The organism is Microbacterium sp. T2.11-28 (assembly GCF_950097975.1).
Classification (GTDB): domain Bacteria; phylum Actinomycetota; class Actinomycetes; order Actinomycetales; family Microbacteriaceae; genus Microbacterium.
In genome coordinates this window covers 1-479 of record NZ_CATNHF010000015.1, presented here as the reverse complement: position 1 = coordinate 479, position 479 = coordinate 1, and the positions used below count along the sequence as shown (strand labels likewise).

General features: G+C 56.2%; 1 protein-coding gene. It reads left to right on the top strand.

Annotated elements, in window-relative coordinates:
• Positions 1-479 (top strand): NAD-binding protein (locus QQZ13_RS09655; protein ID WP_284528825.1); only part of this gene is annotated, 479 nt, incomplete at both ends.

Genomic DNA, 479 nt, shown 5'->3' with positions numbered 1-479 from the left:
ATGCTGGACGCCCCGGTGAGCGGCGGTGAACCGAAAGCCATCGACGGTACGCTGTCAGTGATGGTGGGCGGCGACAAGGCTATTTTCGACAAATACTATGATTTGATGAAAGCGATGGCGGGTTCCGTGGTGCATACCGGGGAAATCGGTGCAGGTAACGTCACCAAACTGGCAAATCAGGTCATTGTGGCGCTGAATATTGCTGCGATGTCAGAAGCGTTAACGCTGGCAACCAAAGCGGGCGTTAACCCGGATCTGGTGTATCAGGCAATTCGCGGTGGGCTGGCGGGCAGTACCGTGCTGGATGCCAAAGCGCCGATGGTGATGGACCGCAACTTCAAACCGGGCTTCCGTATTGATCTGCATATTAAGGATCTGGCGAATGCGCTGGATACTTCTCACGGCGTCGGCGCGCAACTGCCGCTCACAGCTGCGGTTATGGAGATGATGCAGGCACTGCGTGCAGATGGTTTAGGAAC